7 protein-coding genes and 1 pseudogene are annotated in these 5,189 nt (G+C 56.5%); 2 read left to right on the top strand and 6 right to left on the bottom strand.

The window, feature by feature from the left end:
• A pseudogene (locus tag N878_RS29520) lies at positions 1-518 on the top strand (chromosome partitioning protein ParA); the annotation flags it as partial.
• A gap of 90 nt (positions 519-608) precedes the next feature.
• On the opposite strand, the gene merD reads toward N878_RS29520, so the two are convergent.
• The 6 genes from merD to N878_RS12035 form a co-directional block, all read right to left on the bottom strand.
• Entirely contained in the window at positions 609-956 is a 348-nt protein-coding gene (gene merD / locus N878_RS12055; RefSeq protein WP_021443905.1) for a mercuric resistance transcriptional repressor MerD, read from the bottom strand.
• A complete protein-coding gene (gene merB, locus N878_RS26820; protein WP_011405610.1) occupies positions 953-1,591 on the bottom strand; it encodes an organomercurial lyase MerB in 639 nt (212 codons plus the stop codon). Before merB ends, merD begins: the two co-directional genes overlap by 4 nt.
• An 80-nt stretch (positions 1,592-1,671) precedes the next feature.
• Positions 1,672-2,325 (bottom strand): phenylmercury resistance protein MerG, encoded by a 654-nt coding sequence (gene merG / locus N878_RS12050; RefSeq protein WP_011405609.1) that lies wholly within the window; start codon positions 2,323-2,325, stop codon positions 1,672-1,674.
• Positions 2,326-2,360: 35 nt separating this feature from the next.
• Entirely contained in the window at positions 2,361-4,070 is a 1,710-nt protein-coding gene (gene merA, locus N878_RS12045) for a mercury(II) reductase (protein ID WP_011405608.1), read from the bottom strand.
• A 187-nt stretch (positions 4,071-4,257) separates the two neighbouring features.
• Positions 4,258-4,533, bottom strand: a complete 276-nt coding sequence (gene merP, locus N878_RS12040) for a mercury resistance system periplasmic binding protein MerP (RefSeq protein ID WP_011405607.1) — start codon at positions 4,531-4,533, stop codon at positions 4,258-4,260.
• 13 nt (positions 4,534-4,546) lie between these two features.
• A complete protein-coding gene (locus tag N878_RS12035) occupies positions 4,547-4,897 on the bottom strand; it encodes a mercuric transport protein MerT (RefSeq protein ID WP_001294663.1) in 351 nt (116 codons plus the stop codon).
• A gap of 71 nt (positions 4,898-4,968) precedes the next feature.
• Between N878_RS12035 and N878_RS12030 the strand changes: the two genes are divergently transcribed.
• The coding region (locus N878_RS12030; RefSeq protein ID WP_017514399.1) for a MerR family transcriptional regulator at positions 4,969-5,189 on the top strand (221 nt) is incomplete at its 3' end.

The following is a 5,189-nucleotide window of genomic DNA, read 5'->3' as shown; positions in this document are numbered from 1 at the left end:
GTGCCCCCTACCAGCAACGCACCGCCGAAGACCGGCAGCAGGAGCGCGAGCAATTCCAGATGGTTAACCGGGGCCTGAAAGACCAGATTCAAGACCTGCAAAACCGGCTCATCCAAGCCGAGTCAAGAGCGTCCGAGCTGATAGACACTAATGCGCAATTACAACGACAAACGCATGAGCTCGAACAGGCCAATGCGATGCACAAAAGCACCTTGGATAGGCAAGTGGCCGATATCCAGAACTTGGAGCATCAACTTAACGACGCCTCGGCAAAAAACCGGGAGCGGAAGCATGAAAGCAAACAATTGGCGGATAATATTGCCGCACTCGCAAGCCAGAAAGCAGATGCCGATAAGCAGGTGGCCGTACTATCCCAAGCATTAGAGGTCACCAAAACGGATCTGAAAGCCTCTCAGAATAGAGCGGAAGTTCTGTCCGATGAGAACAAGTTGATTCTTCAGGAAAAAGCGGTGATTCAGGGGCAGTTTAAGCAGCTTCAGGAGTCACTGTCGCGATAAAGGCTTTAGTCAAACATTCATCGAAAAAGCTATATTAATCAATATATTATATACGAAGTGGCTAATTCCAACGCTTTTACCGGCCGGACCTCAAGTAGCTGCACCGGCCGCCATTTCATTCAAAGAGGCCTCGACGACAGTCAAAACTGTTCGACGCACGTCGATCTTCCATCGCACGCGCTCGACGCATCGGTCCAGGCTTTCGCTATCGTCTGCGTCCAATGCTTTGCAAAGTCGCGCCAGTTCGTCGAGCCCAATTCCGGACTCGAAGGCTGCGCGGAGAAACCGCAGCCTTCCGAGTGTTTTGTCATCGAAAATGTTATAGCCACTTTCGGTTCGCCGAGCAGGGTGCAACAAGCCGCGTATCATGTAGTCGCGCACGACATGCACGCTGACGCAAGCATCATCAGCCAGCTTCGATATCGAGTACGCATTCATACTGGGCTTTCCTCGCAGTCCTCTAGCAGCTTAAGCGCGACATCATGACCAAGGTCGAACGCACTCTCGACAGGCACGACCTCAATCCCTTGGTGGGTCGAAGCCCACGAATTTGCAATAGACGGAGACGCAAAGAAATGCACATGACAGCAAAACGAACAACGAATGTCGGGCGAAGTATCCGGAGTTCGCAGTGAAACCATTGCTTCTGCCGGTTCGACATGAAGCACTGCTTCTGGTGCAACGGTGAGAGTGATCGGCCTACCGGTGGCGGCGCAGCGGGAAGTGACACGGGCAATCTTGCCGGTCAAGGCGGGAAACATCAAGGTGTCCAGCGCACACCATGTGTACAAATGACGGCCATCCACCTCAAAAACGTGAGAGGTTTCACGTAGTGTCAGCCCCAGTCCAATGATATTGGCCTCGTCGTCATATTCCGTACCAGGTGCCTGCTCAAGTACCGTTGCAACTCTCGCTCCAGACCATCCGAGTGCGCCGGCGAGCTTTTCGCGTGATACAGGTCCCCCCATCGCTAGCTGTCGGAGCAGCGCGACAAAGAGCGTTGCGAACTCTTTAGGATGATTGCCAGATGAAAGGCTTTCGGCAATCTTTTTGGAATAAATAGTCTTGTCCATTTTCCACCTGTTATATCGGGCAGCGATCAACCGGGATAAACCTTACTCGGCGGTTACGTCCTGCGCTTAACAAAGACGAATTACTTTGTGCCTTGCCGGCGTTGCCATTCCTCGGCCAGCAGCTGGGCTTGCTGTAACTGTTCGGGCTTCATTTGAGCTGCATAGTCTGCAACGACTTTTGCTGCTGTCGGTTCTCCCGACGCTGCGGCCAGACTCATCCACTGGTATGCCTGCACCTGGTCGGGCGCGATGTCGGTAAGACCCTTTGCAAACAGCTGGGCCAGCCTGACTTGAGCCTGCGTGTGTCCCTGCTCGGCAGCGAGGCGGTACCACTTGAAAGCCTCTGCATCGTTGGCAGGAGCCGCACGCCCATTCTTATACATACCGTCGACTTCACTTCCGTAGAGGCGCCCGAGGTTGAACTGTGCATCGGCTTCACCCTGCTCGGCCGCCCTGCGGAACCACTGGATCGATGCCGCGTGGTTTTGCTTTACGCCCATACCGCATTTGTACGCAAGACCCATGATGTTCTGAGCCATGGCATCGCCAGCCCTGGCCTTCTTTTCCCAATCACTGACGGTCTCTGGCGACAATGTTTCAATCGCGGCGCCGAGCTTAGAAAAATCATAAGCCGCCAACGCTTGGTTTGGCATGCCTAACGTTGCGGTACTTGCCAGTACGATCGTCAAGCACGCGCGTACACGGCGTAATTTAAGTCTGATGTCACAAAACATAAAAACTCCTCTGTCCCTGTTTTGGTGCCCAAGGTTTAGCCGGCACAGCACGATAGCTGTGTCACATCCTTCGAAAAAGTCTGTGCCACCAGTTTGAGACCTTCAACCATGGTGAGGTAAGGGAAAAGCTGGTTAGCCAGATCCTGGACGGTCATGCGGGCCCGGATGGCAATCGCGGCAGTCTGGATGATTTCGCCTGCTTCCGGTGTCACAGCCTGGACTCCGAGAATGCGTCCGGACCCTGCCTCAGCAACAAGCTTGATAAAGCCGCGGGTATCGAAGTTGGCGAGTGCACGCGGCACATTGTCGAGCGTGAGCGTACGGCTTTCGGTTTGCAGACCAATGCGCTGGGCCTCTGCTTCACTGTAGCCTACCGTGGCAACTTGCGGATCGGTGAACACGACTGCCGGCATGGCGTCGAGATCGAGCTTTACGTCGCCGCCGGTCATATTAATGCCAGCCCGGGTACCAGCCGCGGCTGCAACGTAGACGTACTGAGGCTGGTCAGTGCAGTCGCCAGCTGCGTAAATGTTCGAAGCACTCGTGCGCATGCCTTGATCGATCAGGATGCGATGTTGCGAGTCAAACGTCACACCTGCGCGCTCGAGATTCAGGCTTGCGGTATTTGGCGTGCGGCCGGTGGCAACAAGCAATTGATCCACCTTTAACTCGCCCTGCGCGGTCGTCAGGATGAATTGGCGGTCGCAATAGGTCACGGCACTCGCCTGCGTCTGTGTCAGCACCGTGATGCCTTCCGCACGGAAAGCTGCAGTCACGGCCTCGCCAATGGCAGGGTCGTCACTGGCAAACAAGGTGCGCCGGGCCAGGACCGTCACCTCGCTGCCCAAGCGCGCAAACGCTTGTGCCAGTTCCAGTGCTACGACCGAGGCGCCAATTACTGCCAGCCGTTTAGGAATGGCTTCGCTAACCAGGGCTTCGGTGGACGTCCAATATGGCGTTCCTGCAAGACCAGGCAACGGCGGGATGGCAGCGCTTGCACCAGTGGCAATGAGACAGCGATCGAAGGCCACTTCGCGAGTGTCACCTTCTGCCGCTTCCACGATAAGCGTTTGGCCATCCTTGAATCGGGCGCTGCCTCGCACCAGATTGATCGACGGATTGCTTTCGAGGATGCTTTCATATTTAGCATGACGCAGCTCGTCCACACGGGCCTGCTGTTGCGCCAGCAGACGGTCACGCAGGACAACTGGGGGCGTTGCCGACAGTCCCACGTCAAAAGGACTTTCGCGTCGCAGATGAGCGATATGCGCTGCCCGAATCATGATCTTAGAAGGGACGCAGCCCACGTTGACGCAGGTGCCGCCGATAGTTCCCCGCTCGATCAGGGTGACACGGGCACCGTTTTCAGCTGCCTTCAGCGCTGCTGCCACAGCGGCGCCGCCAGTACCGATGATCGCCACATGCAGCTGACCTGCCGGTTTCTCCACCGCGCGCTCGCCGCTCAGCCACTGGGCGGCTTTGCCAAGGAGTCCTGGCTGTTCAACACTGCGCTCTTTGCTTTCAAATTCGTCTGTAGGCGTAGCACCGTAACCAAGGGCGCCCACTGCTGCTACGAGCGCGGACACGTCAAGCCTATTGCCTGTGACTTGCGCCTTGTTCGATGGATAATCGACAGCCGCTCGCGTTACGCCGGGGACCGCCAGCAGCGCGTCCTCAACGTGCCTTGTACAACTTGGGCAAGTCATTCCCGCCACGCTCAAACCAACTTCGTTTAACTCTTGCATTCCGCTCTCTCTTTTATCCGTTGTGCCCAAGCCAACTAGTACGACGCCTCGGTCACTGAATCGGTTGTGCGCTTCAGGGAACAGGCTCCGTGGGTCGTTTACAGGCTGCTCACGCGATGACGACCGGCAGAATCGCCTGAGCGGCATCTCTGCCGTGGTTCTAGCGATGCTGCCGTTATTTGTTGCCTTACTTCTTCAGCTCAGATGGGTAGCCTACATCCGTCGTCGCCTTGCTAAGCGCCTGGACGTTGGTCTTCGCATCGTCAAACGTTACGACGGCAAGCTTGGTTGAGAAGTCGACCTCGGTCTTGCTAACACCGTCGACCTTGCTCAAGGCCTTTTTAATGGTGATAGGACAAGTCGCGCAGGTCATGCCAGGAACGGCCAAGGTGACCGTCTGCGTGGCGGCCCACACCGGGGCAACAGCGGCGGCGAGGGCAAGGGAGGCAAACAGTTTCTTCATGATGAACTCCTGGTTAATAGAAAAATGGAACGACATAGGGAAATCCAAGCGCGACCAGGACCAGCACGGCCACGATCCAGAAAATCAGCTTGTAGGTGGCGCGCACCTGCGGAATCGCGCAGACCTCACCTGGCTTGCATGCCTGCACGGGCCGGTAAATCCGCTTCCAGGCGAAGAACAGCGCCACTAGCGCCGCGCCGATGAACAACGGTCGATAGGGTTCCAGCACCGTCAGGTTGCCGATCCAAGCACCGGAGAAGCCCAGGGCGACCAGTACTAGCGGCCCCAGGCAGCAGGTCGATGCAAGAATGGCGGCCAGCCCGCCGGCGAAGAGCGCACCGCGCCCGTTTTGTGGTTCAGACATACGTTGGCCCTTTTGAATTTGGATTGGATAGCGTAACCTTACTTCCGTACTCATGTACGGAGTCAAGCGATATGGAAAATAATTTGGAAAACCTGACCATTGGCGTTTTTGCCAAGGCGGCCGGGGTCAACGTGGAGACAATCCGCTTCTATCAGCGCAAGGGCCTGTTGCCGGAACCGGACAAGCCTTACGGCAGCATCCGCCGCTATGGGGAGGCGGACGTGGTTCGGGTGAAATTCGTGAAATCGGCACAGCGGCTGGGGTTCAGTCTGGACGAGATTGCCGAGCTGTT

It is taken from the genome of Pseudomonas sp. EGD-AK9 (genome assembly GCF_000465935.2).
Classification (GTDB): Bacteria; Pseudomonadota; Gammaproteobacteria; order Pseudomonadales; family Pseudomonadaceae; genus Aquipseudomonas.
Note: the sequence above shows the minus strand (reverse complement) of the source record. Positions and strands in the feature narration are given on the sequence as shown.

Excerpts from the sequence above, each read along its gene's own strand:
- merD (WP_021443905.1), bottom strand. The coding sequence starts at position 956 with ATGAATGCGTACTCGATATCGAAGCTGGCTGATGATGCTTGCGTCAGC.
- merB (WP_011405610.1), bottom strand. The coding sequence starts at position 1,591 with ATGGACAAGACTATTTATTCCAAAAAGATTGCCGAAAGCCTTTCATCT.
- merG (WP_011405609.1), bottom strand. The coding sequence starts at position 2,325 with ATGTTTTGTGACATCAGACTTAAATTACGCCGTGTACGCGCGTGCTTG.
- merA (WP_011405608.1), bottom strand. The coding sequence starts at position 4,070 with ATGCAAGAGTTAAACGAAGTTGGTTTGAGCGTGGCGGGAATGACTTGC.
- merP (WP_011405607.1), bottom strand. The coding sequence starts at position 4,533 with ATGAAGAAACTGTTTGCCTCCCTTGCCCTCGCCGCCGCTGTTGCCCCG.
- N878_RS12035 (WP_001294663.1), bottom strand. The coding sequence starts at position 4,897 with ATGTCTGAACCACAAAACGGGCGCGGTGCGCTCTTCGCCGGCGGGCTG.